Source organism: Streptococcus orisasini, from assembly GCF_001431045.1.
In the GTDB taxonomy this organism is placed as follows: Bacteria; Bacillota; Bacilli; order Lactobacillales; family Streptococcaceae; genus Streptococcus; species Streptococcus orisasini.
The window spans coordinates 1-3,719 of the sequence record NZ_BCLE01000019.1 but is presented as its reverse complement, the minus strand read 5'-3'; the positions used below and the strand labels follow the sequence as shown (position 1 = coordinate 3,719).

Below are 3,719 nucleotides of genomic sequence, written 5' to 3'. Positions count from 1 at the left end.
TTTACTTGTTATCGAAATGTTTTCTGACTATTGGAGCTGTTTGTTCCCCGTATAATTGGATAGCTTTAAGCGTCTCTTCGTGCGGCATCGAACCAACTGGCAAGTGCAGCATGAAGCGGTCTAATTCCAAGTCTTCAATGATAGTGATGATCTTTTGTGCCACATGTTCCGGATCTCCGACAAACATGGCACCATCAGGACCAACAGCTTCTAAGTATTGCTCCTTGGTCATTTCCCGCCAGTGCGGACGTCCTTTGGCAATATTGTCAACCGTCTGTTTAGTTGGATAGAAATAATGGTCAACAGCAGACTGCCTATCTTCTTCAATCCAGCCCCATGAATGAGCAGCGACTTTTAACTGCTCCGGGCGGTGACCATGCCTGCTGCCAATTTCCTTATAAATACGAACCAGCTGACTAAAGTCTTTGGGATTGCCGCCGATAGTTGCATAGGCGATTGGAAGACCTTGCTCAGCAATTCTTACGGTAGAATCAAGGTTGCCGCCCGTAGCTACCCAAACGGGAAAATCTTTTTGCACAGCACGCGGATAGACCGGACGGTTATCAACAGACTGAGTCAATTCGCCCTTCCACTTCAGATTGGTTTGACTTTTGATCATCAAAAGCATGTCCAGCTTTTCGTTGAAAAGTTCATCGTAATCTTTTAAATCGTAGCCAAAAAGCGGAAACGATTCAATAAAGGAACCGCGGCCTGCCATGATTTCTGCCCGGCCGTTTGACAGCGCATCGATAGTCGCATACTGCTGGTAAACACGCACAGGATCAATCGAAGAAAGAATGGTTACAGCACTCGATAAGCGAATATGCTTGGTGTTAACACTACCAGCAGCCAGCACAATTTCAGGGGCAGAGACAGCAAAATCTTCGCGGTGGTGCTCACCAACAGCATAGATGTCCAAGCCAACCTGATCCGCCAGCTTAATTTCCTCAATCAATTCTCGGATACGCTGATCATGAGCAATTACCTGTCCTGTCTTTTCAAGAGGTGTTGTTTCACCAAAGGTTGAAATTCCTAATTCAATTGTCATATCAATCACTCCTGTTTATCATGATGATAAAAACATAATATCACTAATTAGTAGTAATCACAATCTATTTGTTTTCCTGACAGGCGCAGTTTAAGCTGTTATATTTTTTTATTTGGTAGTATAATAATAGTACTATTCAATTAGAAATGAGGTATCCCCTAATGGCTATTACGTTTAAGAAAAAAGATGAGTTAGAAAAAATGATGGAAAATTTTGCTAAGCTTCCTGATTTAGAAAAAGCAGAATCTCCAGATGACAAAGATAAAGAAAAGGAAAATGACAAGAACGTCAAGAAATAAGTATTATGGCTGTTTTTAACCACTTACCTGCCAGTGTTCTGCAATGCCTGGCAATCTTTCTTTCTATTATTATTGAAGCGCTGCCCTTTATCTTATTGGGAGCGATTTTATCAGGTTTTATTGAGGTCTGTCTCACACCCGACCTTGTGCAGAAATACCTTCCTAAAAACAAGATAGCGCGTATTCTCTTTGGAACTTTTGCTGGTTTTATCTTTCCTTCCTGCGAATGCGGGATTGTTCCCATTGTCAACCGCTTTTTGGAGAAAAGGGTTCCTAGTTACACTGCTATCCCTTTTTTGGCAACTGCGCCTATTATTAATCCTATCGTTCTTTTTGCAACCTTCTCGGCCTTCGGCAATTCCTGGCGTTTTGTCTTTCTAAGATTGTTTGGAGCTATTATTGTGGCTATTTCGCTGGGAATTTTGCTAGGATTTCTGACCGATGAAAATATTATCAAAGAAAGTGCCCAGCCCTGCCACTATCACGATTACTCTGATAAAAAAATCTATCAAAAAATCTTTTACGCCTTGGCGCATGCTGTTGATGAACTTTTTGATACAGGTCGCTATTTGATTTTTGGCAGCCTGGTCGCTGCTGCCATGCAAATTTACATTCCAACTCGGATTTTGACCACTATCGGCCACAATCCTTTGACCGCTATTTTAATCATGATGCTCTTGGCCTTTATCCTGTCCCTATGCAGTGAAGCTGACGCTTTTATTGGGACATCGCTCCTTGCAACCTTTGGTGTTGCTCCTGTAGTAGCCTTCTTGCTTATTGGTCCGATGGTAGATATTAAAAATCTAATGATGATGAAAAATGTCTTTAAAGGCAAATTTATCCTACAGTTTGTCGGCACATCCAGTCTTATTATCATTCTTTATTGCTTGATTTTGGGGGTGGTTTAATGATTCGTTTTTTAATTCTTGTAGGCTATTTTGAATTGGGCATGTATCTGCAGCTTTCAGGTAAATTGGATCGCTATATCAACACCCACTACTCCTATCTAGCCTATATTTCCATGGTCCTGTCCTTTATTTTAGCGATTGTACAGCTGATTATTTGGATGAAAAACTTAAAAATGCATTCCCACCTGTCGGGAAAATGGGCTAAATTTTTCAGTCCTCTTATCTTAGCGGTGCCAATTTTTGTCGGACTCTTAGTGCCAACGGTTTCTCTTGACTCAACGACTGTTTCAGCCAAGGGCTATCATTTTCCAGTGGCGGCTGGTTCAGCTGGTTCAGGTGTCAGCCCAGATGGCACTCGCGTTCAGTATCTTAAGCCAGATACCAGTTTATATTTCACAAAATCAGCCTATCAAAAGGAAATGCGAACCACCTTAAACAAATATAAGGGCAGCGGAAAACTGCAGATTACCACGCAGAATTATATGGAAGTAATGGAGATTATCTACCTCTTCCCTGATGAATTCAAAAACCGTCAAATTGAGTATGTTGGCTTTATCTACAATGATCCCATGGATAAAAACAGCCAGTTCCTCTTTCGTTTCGGTATCATCCACTGTATTGCCGATTCGGGTGTTTACGGTCTGCTGACAACAGGCGGACACACCCACTATGACAATAATACCTGGGTGAAGGTTTCCGGAAAAATTTCTATTGAATACAATCAAAATCTGAAACAAACCTTGCCAGTTTTGCATATTTCTCATAGTTCAAGGACTATTAAGCCTAAGAACCCTTATGTTTACCGTGTTTTTTAAAGTCTGATGGCGCTTCTCCAAAATATTTGGAAAAGTCAGCTGCTTGACCAAACTTTTCAGAGAGTAAGACAGTATAAATCGTTCTTTATGATTTGAACCTGTTCTGCTCTCTTTGTTTTGCCTCTTTTTTTGTGCTACAATGATAAAAACGAGAATAGGAGACCTAATGACCCTCAAACACCATACAGATACTGTTTCATTTAAGACTCAGCTGTCTATTGTTGCAACCGCCCTTCTAGGCTTTTCTGGTATCTTATCTGAAACCAGTATGAACGTGACTTTTACCAAGTTAATGACTGTTTTTCATCTGCCCTTAAGCAGTCTTCAGTGGATTACGACCGTTTATTTGCTGGCAGTTGCTATTTCAATGACACTTAGCGCTACTTTGCAGCAAAATGTTAAAGAGCGGCACCAGTTTAATATAGCTGTTCTGCTTTTTCTTTTGGGAACACTGACCTGTATTGCCAGCAAGAACTTTGCTCTCATGATTGCGGGCCGTGCCCTCCAAGGAGCCGGCACTGGAATTGCCATGCCTTTGATGTTTAATCTGATCATCGAGCGTGTCCCCATCAATAAAATCGGAACCTATATGGGCATTGGCGGTCTCATCATGGGATTGGCACCTGCTTTTGGACCGACTTATGGCGGC

At 41.5% G+C, this 3,719-nt stretch carries 5 protein-coding genes; 4 read left to right on the top strand and 1 reads right to left on the bottom strand.

The window, feature by feature from the left end:
- Position 1: 1 nt before the first annotated feature.
- A complete protein-coding gene (locus SCSH_RS03630) occupies positions 2-1,048 on the bottom strand; it encodes an LLM class flavin-dependent oxidoreductase (RefSeq protein ID WP_057490535.1) in 1,047 nt (348 codons plus the stop codon).
- A 161-nt stretch (positions 1,049-1,209) separates the two neighbouring features.
- On the opposite strand from SCSH_RS03630, the gene SCSH_RS11235 reads away from it, so the two are divergent.
- The 4 genes from SCSH_RS11235 to SCSH_RS03615 form a co-directional block, all read left to right on the top strand.
- Positions 1,210-1,347 (top strand): SPJ_0845 family protein, encoded by a 138-nt coding sequence (locus tag SCSH_RS11235; RefSeq protein ID WP_193743677.1) that lies wholly within the window; start codon positions 1,210-1,212, stop codon positions 1,345-1,347.
- A 5-nt stretch (positions 1,348-1,352) separates the two neighbouring features.
- Positions 1,353-2,255, top strand: coding sequence for a permease (locus SCSH_RS03625; protein WP_057490534.1), 903 nt, complete (start codon positions 1,353-1,355; stop codon positions 2,253-2,255).
- On the top strand, positions 2,255-3,070 hold the full coding sequence (locus SCSH_RS03620; protein WP_057490533.1) for a TIGR03943 family putative permease subunit: 816 nt from the start codon (positions 2,255-2,257) through the stop codon (positions 3,068-3,070). The genes SCSH_RS03625 and SCSH_RS03620 overlap by 1 nt, the downstream gene beginning before the upstream one ends.
- 166 nt (positions 3,071-3,236) lie before the next feature.
- Positions 3,237-3,719, top strand: a 483-nt coding sequence (locus tag SCSH_RS03615) for an MFS transporter (protein ID WP_152972503.1), incomplete at its 3' end; no start/stop codon positions are given.